Here is a 19742-nt window from a genome sequence, read left to right on the forward strand (position 1 = left end):
AAACCGCGATTGAACGGCTACCCAATGCTCGCTAGCCCTTGATATCGAGCAGGCCATGCATAGCGTCGCCATTAAAGTGGCCCACCCTCGCTTTGATATCATCACATTTAAAATAACCCCATTATTTTCAACGACTTAATTTCCGCCACCGATCTCTTTCAGCCGTAATATAGCCGTTGCAAACTGTCAGAAACTAGGCTATATTTTCTGACATATGGAGACAGAGATGACCACTGCGGAATCAATTCTGCGATATACGGAGCCCCTGCCCGAAGGCGCGCCGATCGCCGCGAAGGAGCTGTTGCACCTTGGCGAACGCGCGAGCATCGACCAGGCGCTCTCCCGGCTTGTGAAACGCGGCGCGCTCATCCGCGCGGGCCGCGGCGTCTATACGCGTCCCGTCTCCTCACGTTTCGGCAAGCGGGCACCCACGCCGGAGAAGTTCATCAAGCAGCTTTCCGCACGCACCGGTGAGACCGTCGCGCCGAACGGCGCGGCGGCGGCGAACATGCTCGGACTGACCACCCAGAATCCCTCCGCCCTAGTTTACCTGACATCCGGCCGAACGCGATCTCTGTCGCTCGGCGGGCAAAAGGTCGAACTGCGCCATGCGGCGCCTTGGATGCTGCTACGGCCTTTGGCGAAATCGGGACATGCTGTCCGCGCCCTTGCCTGGATGGGAAAGGAACGTGCAGCCGAAACCACAATGCGCCTCGGCGGCGCTTTGAATGCGACTGAAAAACAGGAATTGCTCTCCATGCGGACACGCATGCCTGAATGGATGGCGAAAGAGTTGAGCAGCCTTGCCGCCTGACGAACAGCATCCTCCCTTCCTCTCCCTGCCCGAGCCGGACAAAGCCGAGGCGCTTGCGATCGCGGCTGATCAAACGGGGCGACCCATGCATCTGCTCGAAAAAGACGCATGGGTCGTCTGGACGCTGAAGACGCTCTTCGAAGCTCCGTTTGGAGATAAGTTGGTGTTCAAAGGCGGTACGTCGCTCTCCAAAGCGTATAAAATCATCAATCGCTTCTCGGAAGACATCGACCTTACTTACAATGTCACCGCTCTCATCCCTGAACTCGCAAGCAATGCTGACGGCTTGCCGAAAAATCGATCGCAGGCAAACAAATGGACCAAGGAGATCCGACAACGGTTGCCGGAATGGGTATCTGAAACAACGCTGCCAACCATAGGAAAAGCGCTGCAGGAAGATGGCCTTACCGCAGAGCCGTCAGTAGACGGCGACGCGCTCATTATAAGCTATCCGCCAGCGAGCGCTGGCAGCGGATATGTAAAGCCAGTTGTCCTTGCCGAATTCGGCGCCCGCTCCACGGGCGAACCCTCAAAGGAAATCGGCATTGATTGCGACGCGGCCCCTGCGCTCCCAATGCTTGCCTTTCCATCAACTACCGTTCGCGCCATGACCCCCGAGCGGACGTTCTGGGAAAAGGCGACCGCAGTTCATGTCTATTGCGCCGGCGGCCGTAATCGAGGACGCCCCGCTTTCGCGCGCCATTGGCATGACCTCGGCCGTCTCCACAACGCCGGAACGGCTCAAAGCGCCATTGCAGACAAATCGCTTGCCGCCGCTGTTGCTCAGCACAAGACGCTCTTTTTCCGGGAGCCGGGGCCGGACGGAGGCGCTATCGACTATAACCTCGCAGTCAACGGAGCGCTTAACCTCATCCCGGACGGAGACCGCCTGAATGAACTTCAAAAAGACTATGAGGCAATGGTCGCGGATGGCCTTCTACTGAACGACGCCTCGACCTTTGAGGAGTTGTTGAGCATCATCAAAGAAGTCGAAACAATCGCCAATTCAGCGCATAAAAAAACATCAGCGACATGACCGATTTCGAGCCGCCCGATATTCCCCCACTACGCAAAGTGAAAAATGACGGCAGTCCCTATGTCAGGCAGCCGCAGATCGAGTCACGACTCCCTGAGTTGCTTTCGCTACCTCTGGAAGCGTTTTCAGATCGAGCCCTCATCAAAAACCGGCGCGACCCTGATTACATCCCGTCAGAAATCCTGATGCATCGGCTGAGAAGATGCCGTCGGCATAATTCGAATGCTGAATTCGACGCCATATTTTCAATTGTTTCTGAACGCATCAAACGCGCCTGCCCCAAGGCCGAAACCCGCATCGAGGACAAGCCCGCGGAAATCTCCCACCTCGCGGCCATCCTGGAACAGACCCTCGACAGATTTACCGAACTCGTCCTGCTAGACCGTCAGGATTATGAGGAACGTCTGGACATTTTCGAAGCCGTGTTCGACCGAGCCGTCGTCACCCTCCGACACAGCGCCATTCGAAAAGTCATGACACGTCAAAAGCCCCTCGCCCCTCTTGAATATGACGAGAGCGGCGATGTTCCTGCTGAGGTCGAGGAGAGTCTGGATTTTCTCGGACCCCAATCCCTGTCCCCGGAAGAGGAACTCACTTACCGGTTTCAAGTTCGGGCCGCGATTGACTCTCTCCCGGAGGAAGAAAGGAGAGTTATCGAGATGCAGGAAGCGGGAATTCAGGACGAAAGCAAAGATGAAGATACCCCCTCGATCTCGCGTATCATCGGGCGCACGCCCAAAACAGTACGCGCCATCCGTAGCCGGGCCATCAAAAAACTGAGAGAAAAGCTTGGAATAGAGGTTCACCATGACGTCTGAATATGATCCAGAAGACGTCCTTTCCGACTTCGCAATGGAACAGCCGCTCAATCACGCGGTTCTGCGTGATTATATCTGCCGTTATCCAGAATTAGCGCTCGAACTGACAGATCTCTTCCACGAACTGACTCTGTGCGACCTGGAAGTTCAAATCGACGCCGCAACGCTGGAAACCAAATCTGTCAAAGAAGTGACGGCGAAAGGTTTCGCTGCTTTGGACGCAGCCTTCTCCGGCGAGGGTTTAAGAGCATTCGCGAAGTCTATCGGTTTGCCGCGCGATTTTTTGTGCGGGTTCAGAGACGCCAAGGTTCGGGTTGAAACCGTCCCTCTCCCCATCCTGTTGGGCCTTGCTCGTAAGCTCGGCGTTGGTGTCCATATTTTCCTGACCTATCTTCAGTCACGGCCGCAGAATCAAACAGCGCTCGCTTTCAAAGCAGACAGCAAACCAACCCCTCAGGCCGCTCTGGATTTCGAGACCTTCGTCGGAAACCTGGGACTGACAGAAGCGGAGTCGGCCGCGTTAAAGCGGCTGGGCGAACGAGATGGATCCGCTTGAAGTCGCCCGCCAGCGAGCCGCCGCGTTACACAAAGCGCTCGTTGATGGTGGCGCGAGCCCGAATGATCCCTATGCCTTTGTTCTTCGCGAAGCCGAGCGACGTGATATCGAAGTCCGATCCTATCCTCCAGGAGACCAGATGCTGGAGGGAGGGCGCGCCCTCCTCGATCCCGAAGCCCGTTCGATACGCCATGAGCAAACAGGCGATAGATTTCTCGACGCCTTCTTCGTAGCTCACGAAATCGGCCACGATGAATTTGGCGGCCGTGTCGATCTCTCGGCGACGTCCGAAATGGACCTTGCGCGCTCGGCTGATCCCGCCGCGACGGGCGCCGACCGGGTAGTCGATTACAGCCAAAAGGCCCGCCAGGAAGTCCAGATGGACCTATTCGCGAGGGAGTTTCTGCTGCCCCGCCCGGTCGCCAGACAGTGGCATGTCGAACACGGAATGTCAGCCGCCAAGATCGCTGAAAAGCTCGGCGCTCCTTACGATATGGTCGCCGTGCAACTCTTCGACGCACTCCTCCTGCCAGACGTGCAGCTTGAGCAAGTAAAACCAGCCTCGCCAAAGCCGCTCAATGTAAAGCAATCAGATGCAGCATCCCACGACGGACCCGCCCTTTTGCTAAGGGCCGGTCCCGGCACCGGTAAAACCCAGACCCTGATCGGTCGCCTCTCCTCCTTGAAGGACAAATCGATCGATCCCGCCTCTATCCTTGTGCTGACCTTTTCCAACAAGGCTGCCGAGGAGATGACAAACCGGGCAATGCAGGTTTGGCCAGATGCGGCGGGCTCGCTTTGGATCGGTACGTTCCACGCCTTCGGGCTCGACCTTATCCGGCGGTTTCATGATCGTCTTGATTTGCCTCAGGATCCGAGGCTCCTCGATGCCGCCGAAGCGATTTCCCTTCTGGAAAATGAGTTTGCACGTCTCGATCTCAAGCATTTCCGCGATCTCTGGGATCCGACCGATAAGCTGCGCGATATCCTTTCCGCAATTTCACGCGCAAAGGATGAGGTTGCCGACGCTGATCTTTATGCGGCGCTTGCGCAAACCATGCGTGACACCGCCACGAACGATGACGATCGTATCCGAGCGGAAAAATGTCTGGAGATTGCGACCATCTACCAGACCTACGAAATCCTGAAGGCACAACACGGGGCGGTTGATTTCGGCGATCTCGTCGCCCGACCCGCCTCACTTCTCGAAAACGACTCTTCTGTGCGGAATCAGCTCCGAACGAGATATAAACATATCCTCGTCGACGAGTATCAGGACGTCAATCGCGCAAGCGTCCGCCTCCTGACCGCACTCAAGCCAAGCGGCGAAGGGCTCTGGGTCGTCGGTGACAGCAAGCAGTCAATCTACCGATTCCGCGGCGCATCCTCATACAATATGTCGCGTTTCGGTAATGAGGATTTCCCAGGCGGCGTGGTCAAGGATCTGCTGACCAATTATCGTTCGCGCCAGGAGATCTGCGATGCTTTCGCCGGCTTCGCCTCCCAAGAAATGATCGCAGCGGAGCCTGGTTTCTCCGTAGATGCGCACCGCGGCGCTTCCGGTCTCAAGCCGCTGCTCGTCACGGTCGGTACAAAAGACGACGAACTGGAAGAGATCGCAGCACGCATTAAAGCGCTTGAGGCAGCTGGCGTTCCGTATAAAGATCAGGCGGTTCTCTGCAAGGCGAATGATCGCCTTTCCGAAGTTGCCGGAGGGCTTGAAGGTCGCGGCGTGCCTGTCCTTTTTCTCGGCCCGCTCTTTGACCGACCAGAAGTCAAGATCGCTCTTTCTCTACTTTCGTTGTTGGTCGATCCGCGCGCCATGGGCCTCGCCGCTACCTCTCGGCTCCCCGAATTCTCAATCCCACTCAACGACATCGCAGAGTGTGCCAGCGTCCTGGCGACGGCATCGGGACTCGCACCGCTCGAATGGAAGACTCGCCTCGCCGAGTCGAGCGTGCTTTCCAGGTCCGGAAAAGTCGGCTTTGACGGATTGGTGGAGGCGTTACGGGATTTGTCGCCCGAAACAACGCCCTGGCGCGCCTTCGCCTCCATCTATCTCGATCATTCCCGTCTCGCTGCCAAGGCCCATCATGACATCGCCGCCGGAAACCCGCTTCCGGCAATCGCCTTATGGCAGTTCCAGAATTTCCTTAGATCAGCGCGTTACGAACGGCGCGGATTTCCGATTACGGATCTCCTGAACCACATCCGCCGCCTCGTGGTGCTGGCAGATGAACGTGAACTTCGTGACCTTCCCGCCGCCGCTCAATCATTGAATGCCGTTCGCCTGCTGACTATCCACAAGAGCAAGGGGCTGGAGTTCAAAGCGTTGCACTTGCCGTCATTGACGAAAGGCTCGCTTCCTCAACACGCAGGACAGATGCGCGGACTTCCGCCGCCAGACGGCATGATCGAAAGTGCGCCGCATCGGGGTGAAGACGCCCTCAAATCCGGGCATGACGAAGAACAGGAATGTTTGTTCTTTGTCGCGCTGTCCCGTGCCGAAGATCGCCTCATTCTTTACGCCCCGTCCTTGCAAAAGGGAGGACGGCGTCAAAACCGTTCGCCCTTCATTGATCGCATTGCCGATCTCCTGGTGTCCGAAAAACCCTTATCCGGCAACGGCGCCGACACGTCGCCGGAGCGAAGGGTCGAGGTCTCCTTTGACAGCCCTCTCACGATCTCTCCGGCGCAGCTTGCCCTCTTCGAGAAATGTCCTCGGAGATTCTTTTACACCCATGTCCTGCGGCTCGGCGGGCGGCGCACAGAAACCCCTTACATGAAAATGCACGCTTCGGTTCAGTCGGCCATCGATGCATTGCTTCGCGGGGATGACGACGATTTCGAGCGTCACTGGGCGGAACGGGGACCGGCGGACGATCCGAACGCCGCCGCCTATAAAGCGGCGGCGGAAAGGCTCCTTGGCTATTTGAAACGGCTGCGTGACGGCGATGAGCCGCTTCCGCTGGAAGAACTGAGCTTTGACATTGGCGACGCAAAGATCGTCGTGAGGCCCCATGATCGCGTCCGCGCCAGAGATGGCCGCATCATACTGCGCCGCATCTGGACCGGCCGCCAGACTTCCGGCGCGATGGAAGATCTCGACGCCACGGCTTTCCAGCTGGCTGGCGGCACCTCAGCCAATATTCAGTTCGTCTTTCTGACGGACGAGATCGCCGAGCCGGTGCACCTCACAGGCACCAAGCTAAATAATCGTCGGGATCGGATCGAAACGGTTGTCGCCGCTATCCAAGTGGGATCATTTCCCGCCGCACCGAGCCGCTCCTGCCCTCGCTGCCCTCACTTCTTTATCTGCTCCGACCCGCCTGCCGGTCGGCTTCTTAAAAAAAACCTCTTCTGACTTACCGGTTCGCGCCACCGGGCGCGATTGACCTTCTGCAAGCGGGCGCGAGGTCGCGCTCGCCCCAATAGAAGGACTTTGTTTAGTGACTGATTTTCCTGACGAAAACGATGTCGACGACCTCGCCGAGGCCGTCCGCGACAATCGCCCCCTGCGTGCTGGGGCTCGCTTCCGCGTGCTCATGGCAGATGAGACGCTCGACTTCAAGCCCGTCATCTTTGACGACCCGAAGCCGCTCGGCCGCCAATTCGTTGAAGCGGTCGGCGGGGCGCCCGTTCACGAATATGTCGCGATCGCCATTCTGCCCGATGGCGATTTCGAGGATATCCGACTCGATGAGCAGTATGATCTACGCGGCCGCGGTGCCGAGCGCGTGCTCGTCGTCCGGACCGACCGGAAATTTCTCTTCAAGATCGACGACGCTGATCTTGAATGGCCGCGCCGTTTCATCAGCGGTTTCGTTGCGAAAAAACTCGCCCGACTCGCGCCCAACTACGCGCTCTGGCTCGACGTTCCGGGCGGCCACGACCAAAAGATCCAGGATTGCGATCTCATCGATCTCGGCAAGCCGGGCGTTGAGCGCTTTATCTCGATTATCGACGAAACGACCGAAGGACGGGAGCTGATCCCGTCCGCGGACCGCAGCTTCCTCGAGAGTCACGACGTCGCCTTCGAGGTGCTCAACGAGGGCGGGAAGATCGCCGTGATTCTCGAGGACTTTCCGCTTCCGGACGGCAAGTTCGATCACGCGACCGCCGACATTTTGATCATCTTGCCGCCGGGCTATCCGGACGTGGCGCCCGATATGTTCTACACCTCGCCGCGCCTCAAACTCGCCAGCATCGGACGTGAACCGCGGGCCGCCAACGCCGCTTACGATTTCGGCGGCCGTACATGGCAGCGCTGGTCTCGCCACTGCAACGCCTGGCGGCCCGGCATTGACGGGCTGCAGACCATGGTCGCCCGCGTACGTCGCGCCCTTGAAGAAGCGCGCGCCTGATGACTGAGCTCGACCTCATTCTGCAGGCGCCGCACGAGGCCGATATTCGGTCCTTGCTGTCGATGGGAGCCGGCGTCGAAACCGCCGGCTACCTCCTTTTTGGCCTCGCCGACATCGCCGCGGACCCCTGGAGCGGGCGTCCGCGGCGGCGTTTCGTCTCGCACGCGTTTCGCTCCATTCCCGCAGCGCACGCGGTATCGGCCTCAGCCGTCCATGTCACCTGGTCGACGGACGGCTTCATGCGGCTACTAGGCGACGCCGTAAATGAGGGGCTCATTCCCGCCATCGTGCACACCCACCCCGGAGGTCCCGCCGCATTTTCCGGCCAGGACGACCGTAATGAAGCGGAGCTTGCGCGAACGGCCTCGCTGAAAGGCGCTCCGGGGTTAATCAGCCTCCTAATTAATGGCGAGGGCTTGATCGCCGCACGGTATTGGGCCGGGCGAGATCGGCACGAACCAATCTCCCGCATTCTACATGCCGGTTCGCGGATTACGATTACAGAGACGGCGGGCCCTGGCGTCTCGCCGGACTTCCTCGATCGTCAAATCCGTCTTTTCGGGGATAGGGCCAATGCGACGATCGCAAATCTTCGGTGCGGCGTAGCCGGCGGCGGCGGGACGGGCAGCGCAGTGCTTCCGCTGCTAATGCGTCATGGCGTGCGCAACGCCATATTGTTCGAAAAGGATGCTGCGGACCATTCCAATCTCAATCGTCTCCACGGCGCCCGCCGCACTGACGCCGATGTGGGGGCGCCGAAAGCCGAGATCCATCAACGCACTGTCCGTGAAGCCGATCTAGGCATGAATCTCGTCACACTGAACGCTTTCGCAGGCGATCCGGAAAGTTGGGATGCATTGAAGGCCTGCGACGTGATCTTTTCTTGTACGGACGATCACGCCGGCCGTCTCTTTCTCAACCGGTTCAGTCGTTTCTACGGCATCCCCGTTATCGATGTGGGTCTCGCGATGCAGCGGCGCACTGACGGCGGTTTCGACCTTTTTGCGCGGGTCTCGACGCTTGTGGCGGGACATGCCTGCCTCGTCTGCGGAAACAATGTCAATCCCCGCCGCGCCCGAGAAGAAACCCTGATGCGACGCGATCCGGACGCCTACGAGGCGTTGAAAAAGGAAGCCTATGTGCTGGGCGAAGGCGAGCCTGCGCCTGCCGTCGCCGCTTTCACGACGGAAGCAGGCTGTCTAGCGATTGGCGAACTCCTTGCCGCGGTGACCGGGTTTCATGGCGACTCCGGCATGCGCCCCGTCCGTATCCGGCGGTTTCACGCCTGCGACGACCGGTTTCCAGCGATCGCAAAGAGTCCAGAGTGCCCGGCTTGCGAAGCGACCTCCACGCTGGGCCGCGGCGACTGCGATCCCTTTTTGGACATGGTGACGTGATATGAAGAGCTTGTTCATCAATATCGTCCGCCGCCTTGGGTTCCTGAAGGCGGATTTTATCGCCGAGACGAGGCCGCGCCTTCCCAGACAGGACGGATCCGTCTCGCCGGATTTCGTGCTCGCCAAGGACGGCGGGATCAAAAAATGGGCGTCCTTGCGCTGTCCTGGCGGCTGCGGACGACGGATCGATCTCTCACTCAACCCTCATCAGCGGCCTCGCTGGTCCGTCACCCTTGATTGGTGGCGACGCCCGACCGTCAGCCCATCGGTTCACCAGCGAAACGCCTGCGGGTGCCATTTCTGGATAAAAAGGGGCCAGGTGAACTGGTGCAAGAACGGACGGCCGCAAATGCACTTGAATGCCGCGAAGAAATAACTTGCGGGAATAAGGCTTTGGGTGGTGTTTTGAAGAAGTTATTGTCGCCTTTACAGCGGCGATTTCTGATCCGCTATTTCCTCAGATCGCGCATTGTCTGCGCCCTGAGAAGGAGAGTTTGGAGATTCCGATGGCCTTTCGCCTGATTCATGCGTCTGACCTACACCTCGGTAGGCGGTTTGCAAATATTCCGCAGCCGCCGGACGGAAATATCCGTGGTCGGCTCATGGAGGCGCGGCATGCGTCGATTTCCCGAATTGCAAAGGTTGCTCATGACAGAAATGCAAAGCATATCCTCCTCGCAGGGGATACGTTCGACACCGCAACGCCCTCAGATTCGGTGGTGCGGCAGGCCCTTACCGCCATGGGTGAGAATGCGGACATTCACTGGTGGCTCCTGCCCGGCAATCACGACAATCTGAAGGATGCAGAGCCTCTCTGGGAAACGATCACACGCGACGCGCCCGCGAATGTACACGCGCTGGCCGACGCGTCGGCCGTCGAACTGGCGCCTAAGATATTTCTTTTCCCCTGCCCGGTCGCTTTTCGTTCCTCTGGACGCGATCTGACAGCGAACTTAATGGATATACCGGCGACAAAGGGCGCCTTGCGGATCGGTCTCGCGCATGGTGGCGTCGTCGATTTACCGACAGCGGTGCTCACATTCCGCCCGACAGAGACCGTAGCGCCCGGCTCGATTATCTTGCGCTTGGCGACTGGCACGGACGTCTCCAAATCAGCGATCGCACACATTATAGCGGCAGCCCCGAACAGGATCGGTTCAAGCATGGACGGCGCGGTGTCTGCCTGAGCGTGACATTAGAAGGTCCTGGCGCGCCGCCTACGGTCGAAGAGGTCGAGACGGGCGCGTTTCTGTGGATCAACACCGAATTACCGCTTCTTCCGAACACGGATTGTGCACGAGCGCTGGAGGCGGTGTTACCAGATGAAGGCCGCCGCGACATTCTGATCCGCGTCCGAGCGACAGGCTGGGCCAGTCTGCAACAGCAAGCGGATTTGCGCCAGGCGGCTGCTCGTCTCGGGCCGGACTTTGCGCACTTCGACTTTGATACGAATATGCTCGGCACAACCTACGACGACGCCGACCTCGATGACATCGACAAGGCAGGCGCGCTCCGGCTTGCTGCAAATCGCCTAAAAGAAGGCACCGAGTCGGAAACGCTATCCGCAGAGGAACGCGCTGTGTCGGCTGGCGCTCTCGCCCGCTTGTATGCATATGTGAAGGAGGCGGCGGAATGAGAATTCGATCTATTTCTCTCAACAACGTCCGGCGCTTCACCAGTCCTGTCCGCCTGGAGGGATTGAGCAACGGGCTCAACGTCCTCTGTAAACCGAATGAGTTCGGCAAGTCCACTCTGTTCGATGCGCTACAGGCGGTCTTCTTCAAGGCCCACAGTTCGAGCGACAAGGACATCAAGGCACTCCGTCCGCATGCGGGCGGCGCGCCGGAAGTCACCGTCGAAATCGAAACTGACGATGGCCGCTTCACGATCGCCAAAAGATGGATGTCGAAACCTTCCGCCACCATCGAGAAGGACGGCAGGCTAATTGCGCAGGCCGATGAAGCCGAGTCCTGGATCTCGCAGCTGCTTGGCGGCGGGGATGGCGGACCCTCGGGCCTTCTCTGGGTTCGCCAGGGACTGACCGCCTTGACGGAGGGGTCAAAGAAGGAACAGAAAGCAGCGCTGGAAGCTAGGCGCGATCTTCTTTCCTCTGTGACCGGAGAAGTCGAAGCCATGACAGGCGGTCGCCGGATGGACATGGCGCTGGCGCGATGTCGCGAGGAACTCCTCAACTTCGCAACGCCGAAAGGACGACCGAAGGCAGGCGGACCGTGGAAAGCTGCCGAGGAACTCGTCGAAGCTCTTCTCGCCGAGCACAAGAATCTAGCCACCACTGCGACAAACCTTCGCCATGACCTGAAGGAGCGCAAACGCAAGCGCCGCGAGTTGACGGAATTGGAAGATCCGGAAGCTGCCGCCTCGCGCAAAGAGCGCCTGAAGGACGCGACCGCCGAACTCCAGGCCGCAGAGCGCCATGCAGAGGCGGTTGAATCTGAATCCCGGAAAGTCGACGCAGCGCGTCTCATCGTAACAAACCTTAAAACGCGCCTCACGACCCTGAGGGACTCCACAAAGGAGCGAACCGATGCCGAGGAAGCTGTCGCGAACGCCTCCAAGGAGGCTACGGCGGCAAGTCTCAATCTTGAGTCGGCTGAAGCGACACGTGCGAAGGCCCAACTGCAACTCAAAGAATCGCAGATCGCCTATAAGAACGCACTAGATGCGCTTCGTGCATCGCAACGCCGGCAAGCAGCGCTGGATGGCGCTGAGAGACGGAAAGAACTTATTGAGCGAATTAAGAATGCACAGACAGCGCGTAATAACATGGAATCCGCCGCTGCGGAGGCGAAGCGCGGACCCGATTCCAAATCGCTGCGTCAGCTGGAAGATCTGGCTTCAGACTTGACCACTGCACGCGCCATCCGTGACGGCGAGGCGGCGCAATTGATCATGGCTTATGACGAGGGCTCCGAAGGCAAGATCAAACGCAATGGCGAGGAATTGCCGGGGGACCGTCCGTTGGCGATCCCCAATGGCGCGGATCTCGCTATTGAAGGCATCGGTGTCCTGACAGTCAGCGCTGGTACGGGCGGTCAGGACGACGGGTCTGTAGATAAGGCCGAAAAAGCGCTTTTCGCTGCGCTCGAACGACATGGCTGCACCACGATTGAAGAAGCCCGTAACGCCGCAGAGGCCAGAGATGCGGCGGAACACCGTCGTATGGAAGCGAAAGCGTCACTCGATTCGCTTGCCCCTGACGGCATTGAGGACCTACGTGCCAAGCTTGCCGCGATCCCCGAACTGAAAGAGGTTGAGGAGGATGTCCCTCCGCTGGCGGATGCTGAGCAGCTCTTGGCGCAGGCCGATGACACGCGACTCAAAGCCGAAACCAGTCGGACCGCCGCAACAGACCACCTCTCAGACGCCCGTTCGACCTCTTCGCGCATAGATGCTGAATTGAAGGCCGCGCAAGAACGTCTCTCAAGAGCGACTGCTTCTTTGGGCCGACTCGGCGACACTGACGAAACAGCCCTCAACGATGAGCTGCGTCGCGCCACGACAGCGCTTGAAGCTGCCGAAGCGCTGCATTCGGAGAAGGTCCGGTCCTCCCCGGATCTTGCAGCCGCCGAAGCGAAGCTCAAACGAGCCCAATCGGTCGAGGAAACAGCCCGCGCTGAAATCGTCCGGCTCAAACCTGAACTAGCGACGCTCGACGAGCGTATCGCCCGAAGTGCCGGCGACGCCGTTGAAGAACGGCTTGCCGAGACCGATCAGAAGCTTGAAGTCGCGCAGGCCACGCTTGCTAGGATCGAACAGGAGGTTGCCGTCCTTCTGAGATTGGAAACAGTGCTTGAAGAAGCCCGCAGCGACGCGCGAGAACGCTATTTCGAACCAGTCGCCATCGAATTGAAGCCGCTCTTGCAACTTCTCTGGCCCGACGCGGAGCTCTCCTGGGGCGACAAGACGTTGTTGCCGACGGCCCTGATCCGTAATGGACAGGAAGAGCCGATTGAGATTCTCTCAGGCGGCACGAAGGAGCAGGTCGCCCTCCTAGTCCGTCTTGCTTTCGCCCGAATGCTCGCAAAGCATGGACATAATGCTCCCGTGATTCTCGATGACGCCCTGGTCTTCACTGACGATGACCGGATTGAACTAATGTTCGACGCGCTGCACCGGCAAGCCGACGACCTACAGATTCTCGTCTTATCCTGCAGGCAGCGCGCATTCCGAAACCTCGGCGGCAATTCCGTGCGCGTGACAACCCGAAGCCTATCGAGCAACACGGCGTGAAGGCACATTTTGCATCCCTGCTGAGGTGAATCGATGAAGTTAACCAGTTCAAGATCAAATTCGGCGGACCATCCTCATGCCATCGAGTTCGACTCGCTCACGCAGCATCCAACCAGAAGTTTTTAATTACCGGTTCGATACGCCAATCCCGCATCCAATTCGCCCGAGGAAAAAGCGGTAAGGCAGGATTTACGCGAACTCGGCAATCTTCCAAATCGCGAAGAACCGTGGCCTTTTACTTCATGATCGTTCGATTTTCAGCCTTAACGACATTTTCAATGAGGGCTTTACGTACATAGCTCCCGACCAGCACTTCGATTTCTTCGCCCTGTTCCGCGCCAAGCAGCGCCGTGGCAAGCGGCTCATGCGCGGATATTATTCCGTTATCAGGATCGTTCAACTTGTCGTTTATGATTACCTGCAGGGTGGATTGTGAGCCAGTAAGGTAACGAACCCGGACCTGATCGCCGATTTCAATGAAGGGAGATGGGTTGGAGGTCTGCAGCGCTTCAGCAGAGTCTTCTGCCTGCCGTTCTTTCGGGTCACCCGGCGTTTGCGCATCCAGTTCGATTTGCGATTTAGCCAGCCTTTCAGAAGGCGCGGCCGCCAAGTCGCTTTGGACATCTTCCAGGACGTGCTCAGGGGGTGCTGGTGGCGTAAAGCGTTCTCGCTGAGACGACAATTCGGCGAGCCTTGCTTCGATGGATTCACGCAACCGCTGCGCCTCGCGAATGGGATCGTTAAACCAGTCTGTCGACCAGATGCGATGGAATTTCCAGCCGCGGCGTTCCAGCACTTCCTGCCGCAAGCGATCGCGATCCCGCGCCGAACGGCAAGAATGATAGCTTGCCCCGTCACATTCTACGGCCAGGATATATCCGTATGGCCAATCCGGATGTTTCACGCCAATATCTATGTAATAGCCGGCTGCGCCGACTTGAGGCACTGGCTCGCAGCCCATCGACTTGAGCTGTTGAATCACATAATCCTCAAAATCGGAATCCGTGCTCGCATGTGATTGGTCGGTCGCTTCGAGAACGCCGCTCGCGGAATATTCCAGCCAGCGCTTGAGCATGTATGTGCCGGGATTGAAATTCTCGTCGGCGCGGATATCAGACGGCCTCATCGAAGAGAATGTCACGATTTGCAGCTTGGCGCGGGAAAAAAGAACATTGAGCCTGCGCCGCCCCGCTTTTCCATTGATCGGGCCGAAGCGCTGCATAACGGGTCCACCCGGCTGCTCCGGACCGTATACGGTGCCTATGAAGATGACATCCCGCTCGTCGCCTTGAACATTTTCAAGGTTCTTAATGAAAAACGACTCAAGCCCGTCATTGCGTACCGCCCAATCCTCTACGTATGCATTCGCAGCGCGATCCTTATCGAGGGCATAGTTCATTTCATCGATCAACAGGTCACGCTGTTTTTGATTGAGCGTAACAATCCCTAAAGATCTATCCGGAAAGGTTTGCATAAAGCGAATGGCCGCTTCGACGATGGCTTGTGCTTCATCGAGATTAACTCCTGATCTATAACGTCCTTCCACCGGTACGAGCGATACGCCCATATCGGCGCGCTGTTCGGATGCGGACGGGAAAATCACCAGATCGTTGTGATAGACCAGCTCATTTGAAAACCGAATAAGCCCGGAATGTTGCGAGCGGTAATGCCACCGTAGGCGCCGTGCCGGGCGAAAGCGGGAATTCGCGATTTCAAGAATCGATTCCTCGTCAACCAGAGCATCTTCGTCTTCATCTTCGCCGTCATTCAGCATCTTCTGAAAGAAGTTGGACGGCGGAAGCTGGTTAGTATCACCGACAATCATGGCTTGGGAGCAACGCGCAAGAGCGCCGATAGCATCTTCCGGCCGCATCTGCGACGCTTCATCTATGATGCAGAGGTCAAAGGAAACCTCGCCCGCAGGAAGATACTGCGCGACAGCCAACGGCGACATCATCCAACACGGCTTAAGCTCTTGAAGCGAACGCCGTGCGCGTTGCGTCAGGTCACGCACAGCAATGAATCTTTGTTTCTTGCTCGTTTCGTTCTCAAGCAAAGCCATTTCTGTCCAGCGTGATTTTGGCCCCGATCCAATGCCTGACGGAGGATTGGCGCTGCCCGCGACCATAGACCGGAGTTGTTGTTGGGCTAAACGTATTATTTGCGAATCGAGGCCGGCAAGTTTCGCTCGAAGCGCATCGAGCTGCGTACCAGGAAAACGGTCAAGCACAGCCCCGTGCGTCGACATGAGCTGGAGCGCCATAGCGCGAATAACAGAAGCTTCGATGATTTCGCCAAAGCCTCTTAGCGCCTGTTCTTGGCCCAATAGCGCTGTCGTCGCCCAGCCGAAGCCTAGCTCATCGACGCGGCGGCGAGCGCGGGCGTATTTCGCATGTGCCTGAAGGCCGGATTCATCACTGCACGCGGCATCAAGAAAAACAGCAACTTCACCGTGATCTCTGCCTTCCGTGATTTGCGATTGTGGAATATGCGAGCGATCACAAAGCGCTTCAAGGGCTTCACGGGCGAACGCATCGCGTTCTTGCACGCTTTGAAGCGCTTTCAAGCAGGGTATAATCGAACCCGCCTCAACTTGCGTCAGGATTTCATCGGCATAGGCATCATTTGATGTAGCGATTTGAGCGATCGTCAAATTCCGCGCTAGCTCTTCGATATCGGTTACGGCTCCGTGGAATTTGTCTTCAAGAGTGCCTGCAATCACTGTATCGCTATCAAGTTCATGTTTACGTTTAACATTCGCCTCAATTTGCTTGGCAAGTTCCAGCAGAGCGTCAATGCGCATTTTTGCAGGCGCTATGAAGCAATTGCACAGCTCTTTTAATTCCTGGTGCGCCGCTTCGAGCGCCTGGGTTTGCGATGCAAGTTCGGCACGTTTACGGGAAAGATCAGAGATTTTTCCGTCCCACTGCGTTTTTGGAAGCTCGGGAACGGCAAGGAGCGCATCTAAATCGCCTTCCTTTAAAAAGTTGCGCAGATTGCGGTTGCCATTGCCTTTCAGGCGTTGGTCTACTTTCTCGTAGTAATGGCCAAGCCTTTCAAACGCATCAAAATCCGTCTCTATACCTTTGAAATGCATGCCGAAGCAGGCTTTGGCTTGCTCATCTGCCAGAAACTTCGCTTCCGAAGCTTTCCAATCCGCCAGAGCCTGAAGCTGCCGAACGCCTTCGTCCTTCTTCACGCGGCCGGCGCGAGACAGAGTGCGCATTATGCGTTTTGCATTTCGGCAGGAGCTTGAGAGGAACGAGAAGACACTTGAATCACGTAAGGCGGCAGCGTGTCCGGCCAGCTCCGTCGAAGTCAAATCAGGTGGGATGATCAGACGTTCTTCGAGATTCGTCTTTTCATCACGCAACTTCCTTCCTGTTTGTGCCGCCTGCTTGACGATGAGAGCAGCTGCCGGATTAGCATTCGCCGAAGTACGCAAAGCGAGAGATTCTGGTGAAGAATTGGCGATGAGGTCATGCGCTACGCGGATCGCATCGATGTTCAGGCTCTCCGATCCCGCAATGTCTTCAGGTAAATCCGATAGAGATGATTCAACCTGTTCCAGCGACGCAAGTTCGTGTCGGTCTGACTCAATACGGCGAAGCAGCGCTTCCAGGTCGAGCGAACTTATGTCGTTCTGCGTGCAAAGCGCATATATTCTGCGCACGCGTTCCGCGAGCATATCATCAGACGGCGCGGTGAGGAATTTCTTCAGTTTCCCGAAGATTGTCTGATAGCGAGCGCAAGCCTCGTGGAATCTTACAATTTCATCAAGTACGCCACTTTTCGCCATGCGCACAATAAATGCCGCATCACAATCTCCAATCTTTGATTTAATCTCCTTAAGCGCGCCTTCGATAGCAGCGACACCGCTTTGCTGCAGCTTAGGATCAATATTAAAGTCCTGAAGCGCTTCCCGTTCACGCGCCGCCGCCTCACAAGCATCCTTGGCGCCCTTGGCGAGCGCCAGGATTTGCTCCAGCGTGAATCGGTCTGCGCTATCAATATCGAGGCCGCGCCAATATTCTGCTGCTTGGGATGCCTCGTTGCTCGCCGCATCCAACCGATCCCCAGCATGACGAAGCGTTTCAAGACGAATTTTGTCAAAGGATTCCGGATCGCTGATAGGCGGATTTAGAAATACGTCAGGCCGGTCTCTTAACATATCATTGGACCACATGGCTCTGCCGAGCACGTCGTAGACTTTGAGGCCAGTAGCGCCGTAAGGCGATGAAATAACATCAATATATGTCGTCAGCTCAGACCGGACCTTTTTGAATTGTGCAAGCTTTGATTCGTAGTCTGGCGCCGCACGCGGCGCGCCCATTTCCATTCGTTCCTTGACGGAAGATATCACCTGTTCGCGCGTCGAGCGTTCTGCCTGCAACGGCAGAACAAACTCGCCAAGGCCGACCGATTCCAGGCGGGATTTTACAACTTCCAGCGCGGCCATTTTCTCTGCAACAAACAATATTTTTTTGCCGCCTGCTATAGCGCTCGCAATCGTATTGACGATCGTCTGAGATTTGCCAGTGCCGGGCGGGCCCTCGACGGCAAGATTGCGGCCATCGGCTATGTCCGCGATGACGCTGAGCTGCGAAGAATCGGCGTCCATAACCAGGCAGGAAATCTTCGCCTCGACTTCAGGGGCGTCAACATCATACTCATCCGCGAAAGGCGAATCTTCTGAAGAATCCGCGCCACCGAGAAGCTGCTTCACCAATTCCTGATTGTGAAATGAGGTCTTCGACGTATCGAGGTCGTGATACATAGCCATGCGCGCCGAGGGAAAAACGCCAAAGGTGGCCTGCCTGCGCACTTTCCATTTCAAATTGCGTGGCTTTAGCGCTGCGACTTCCGCCAGATAGTCTTCAATGGACCCTTCTGAGAATTTTGGCAGATCGATCCCGAAATCATTGCGGAGCATTTCGGCAAGCACAAGATTCGATTCTCCGGCGTCTCCCAGCCCCTTTACCCAGAACTCGGGTCCTTCCGGCGTTTTATTCTTTGTAATGCCGACCGGCATGAGGACGAGCGGCGCAAAGGCGCTGCTGCGCGATCTGTCATCCTGCCATTCCAGAAAGCCGAATGCCGCATGCAAAACATTGATTCCGGTTTCTTGCAACCACGTCCGGCACTTTGTCGTAATGCCGGTCATTTTCCTCTCAAGATCATCCGCCAGCAAGAGCGTTTGTATGTCTTCGTCCCGGTGCCGTCCGTCTTGATGTTCCTCGCTCGGATCGGGCAAGTCATAGGACGGAGAAATCCCGTGCAGCTTAGCGTGCTGTGCGAGTGAAATGTCGGCGCCTGTTTGACGCGGTGGCAAATCTAAGCGTTCGCGCACACGGTCTTTTAGCTCCCGCTCAAGACGCCGCATTTCGTCCTGAGCTTCGTCACCGCCATTTTGAATTGTCTTGGTCGCTTCCAGGTATATTTCGTCAGTGCGGCGAGCTCCCGCCAGCGCTACACGAAAATCCGGCCGCAGCTCATCTTTGGGATCAAGTTCGAGAGAAGGAAGCGGAACAAACCGCATGCTTTGCTGATTGCTGAGTTCGAATGCGAGCACATCGGGCAACTCATCAACAACGCGAACGTAGGAATTGGACCGCGGCGTAAGTTTTGTGGAAATCAGCGGATTTCTGCGGGTGAGATCAAGCAGCCGCGGGCGCAGCGCTTCGATGCGTGTCCGGACCCACGCCTCAAGTTCATGTTCGTCTGTTGCGGCAGCATCGGCGGTCACGGATTTCCTCCCCTGTCGAGCACACGAAACTGGCAGCACTGGCCGGAGCTACTGGGCGCGAATTAAACGCTGTGGAAACGCTACAAATGCGGTTACGCTAATCGCAGTTTGAGTTAAAATCGCTTAAAATCAATAATTTGTTAATTGTTCAGCGTGCGCTTAATTTTTTAGAGGAATGACTACAGATATTCAACAATCATTCTGTGAAGAAGAATAGTCACAAACACGCTCATAGTGGTAGGAGTCTGACGGATAGCACCGTCGATCAGGCGATGGAATCCAGCGTTCTGCCGATTTGCACGGACTCATCCGTTCGATTTCTACCGCCAGCTAATTCAGTCTGAAGCTAAGAATAAGACGCCGACTGGCCAACGTGAGCTTAAGGATTCCGGGCATGTCCCAAGCGGACGACACCCCAGAACAGCCATGGACCAGCGGCCGTGTGCTCGGTCAGAAGTTATTGTCCTGCTTTATCGACGAACGCTGCTATTCTCGGTAAGCCGGAGTCAGAGCGCACTCGCTCTATTGCCCAGAGCGGACCCGCAGCTAAGTCCGCATCGAGCGTTCAACGACGCAGTCAAACAGCCCCTCCTCATAAGGATGAGCGATCTTCAAAAGCTGGTCGCGCCGGAAGGTGATGGAACCGCCGCCGTAATCAGGCCGCGGCTTGGCGTGCCCAATGAGCTGGCAACGCAGTTCGTAGTCGGTCCCTGCTTCGAGCATACGTTTTTCGAAAGCATGGCGGAAAGAATATATCCGA

The 19742-nt window shown here is 57.1% G+C and carries 13 protein-coding genes; 11 read left to right on the forward strand and 2 right to left on the reverse strand.

Going from position 1 to position 19742, the window contains the following annotated elements; translation table 11 throughout:
• Positions 1 to 226 precede the first annotated feature (226 nt).
• The 11 genes from CW354_RS20290 (at position 227) to CW354_RS20335 (ending at position 13236) form a co-directional block, all read left to right on the forward strand.
• A complete protein-coding gene (locus tag CW354_RS20290) occupies positions 227 to 814 on the forward strand; it encodes a DUF6088 family protein (protein ID WP_104831974.1) in 588 nt (195 codons plus the stop codon).
• The gene (locus CW354_RS20295) at positions 804 to 1850 is read left to right on the forward strand and encodes a nucleotidyl transferase AbiEii/AbiGii toxin family protein (protein WP_243396496.1); all 1047 of its coding nucleotides are present in this window, start codon (positions 804 to 806) and stop codon (positions 1848 to 1850) included. Before CW354_RS20290 ends, CW354_RS20295 begins: the two co-directional genes overlap by 11 nt.
• On the forward strand, positions 1847 to 2668 hold the full coding sequence (locus CW354_RS20300; RefSeq protein WP_104831929.1) for an RNA polymerase sigma factor: 822 nt from the start codon (positions 1847 to 1849) through the stop codon (positions 2666 to 2668). Before CW354_RS20295 ends, CW354_RS20300 begins: the two co-directional genes overlap by 4 nt.
• Positions 2658 to 3224, forward strand: coding sequence for a hypothetical protein (locus CW354_RS20305; RefSeq protein ID WP_104831930.1), 567 nt, complete (start codon positions 2658 to 2660; stop codon positions 3222 to 3224). The genes CW354_RS20300 and CW354_RS20305 overlap by 11 nt, the downstream gene beginning before the upstream one ends.
• Positions 3211 to 6588 (forward strand): ATP-dependent helicase, encoded by a 3378-nt coding sequence (locus CW354_RS20310; RefSeq protein WP_104831931.1) that lies wholly within the window; start codon positions 3211 to 3213, stop codon positions 6586 to 6588. The genes CW354_RS20305 and CW354_RS20310 overlap by 14 nt, the downstream gene beginning before the upstream one ends.
• Positions 6589 to 6673: 85 nt before the next feature.
• Positions 6674 to 7588, forward strand: coding sequence for a multiubiquitin domain-containing protein (locus CW354_RS20315; protein WP_207764937.1), 915 nt, complete (start codon positions 6674 to 6676; stop codon positions 7586 to 7588).
• Entirely contained in the window at positions 7588 to 8985 is a 1398-nt protein-coding gene (locus CW354_RS20320; RefSeq protein WP_104831932.1) for a ThiF family adenylyltransferase, read from the forward strand. The genes CW354_RS20315 and CW354_RS20320 overlap by 1 nt, the downstream gene beginning before the upstream one ends.
• A 1-nt stretch (position 8986) precedes the next feature.
• A complete protein-coding gene (locus CW354_RS24170) occupies positions 8987 to 9361 on the forward strand; it encodes a ubiquitination-like system serine protease family protein (protein ID WP_104831933.1) in 375 nt (124 codons plus the stop codon).
• Between the two features lie 118 nt (positions 9362 to 9479).
• Positions 9480 to 10172, forward strand: a complete 693-nt coding sequence (locus CW354_RS23750) for a metallophosphoesterase family protein (protein ID WP_207764938.1) — start codon at positions 9480 to 9482, stop codon at positions 10170 to 10172.
• Between the two features lie 2 nt (positions 10173 to 10174).
• Positions 10175 to 10621: a hypothetical protein gene (locus tag CW354_RS23755; protein WP_207764939.1), complete on the forward strand. Its 447-nt coding sequence runs from the start codon at positions 10175 to 10177 to the stop codon at positions 10619 to 10621.
• Positions 10618 to 13236, forward strand: coding sequence for an AAA family ATPase (locus CW354_RS20335; RefSeq protein ID WP_104831934.1), 2619 nt, complete (start codon positions 10618 to 10620; stop codon positions 13234 to 13236). The genes CW354_RS23755 and CW354_RS20335 overlap by 4 nt, the downstream gene beginning before the upstream one ends.
• 235 nt (positions 13237 to 13471) lie before the next feature.
• Here CW354_RS20335 and CW354_RS20340 read toward each other — a convergent pair whose 3' ends face one another.
• Both CW354_RS20340 and CW354_RS20345 read right to left on the reverse strand, forming a co-directional pair.
• Positions 13472 to 18982, reverse strand: a complete 5511-nt coding sequence (locus CW354_RS20340) for a DUF4011 domain-containing protein (protein ID WP_165793869.1) — start codon at positions 18980 to 18982, stop codon at positions 13472 to 13474.
• A gap of 546 nt (positions 18983 to 19528) precedes the next feature.
• Positions 19529 to 19705, reverse strand: a complete 177-nt coding sequence (locus CW354_RS20345; protein ID WP_207764940.1) for a hypothetical protein — start codon at positions 19703 to 19705, stop codon at positions 19529 to 19531.
• Positions 19706 to 19742 lie beyond the last annotated feature (37 nt).

The sequence above is a fragment of the Hyphococcus luteus genome, from assembly GCF_002943565.1.
Classification (GTDB): Bacteria; Pseudomonadota; Alphaproteobacteria; order Caulobacterales; family Parvularculaceae; genus Hyphococcus; species Hyphococcus luteus.